At 70.5% G+C, this 244-nt stretch carries 1 pseudogene; it reads left to right on the top strand.

Annotated features, from left to right (window positions below):
- Positions 1-244 (top strand): annotated as a pseudogene (locus Q4528_RS15460) (transketolase); the annotation flags it as partial.

The raw sequence follows: 244 nt of genomic DNA, 5'->3' as shown, positions 1-244 counted from the left end.
CGATGGATGGGACGCGAAGCTCCCTACCTGGCAACCGGGAGAGAAGCTCGCAACGCGCGGCGCGCGCGGCAAGGTCCTCGCGGCGATCTTCGACGTCGTGCCCGGTCTCGTCGGCGGCGGCGCCGACCTGTCGGGGAACACGGGCACCCTGATCGAGACGACCACCCCGATCACCGCGGGCGACGCGAGTGGCCGGCTCGTGCACTTCGGTGTGCGCGAGCACGCGATGGGCTCGATCATGAAC

It is taken from the genome of Staphylococcus pasteuri (assembly GCF_030547725.1).
GTDB classification, from domain to species: Bacteria; Bacillota; Bacilli; order Staphylococcales; family Staphylococcaceae; genus Staphylococcus; species Staphylococcus pasteuri.
This window is presented reverse-complemented; position numbering and strand designations above follow the sequence as displayed.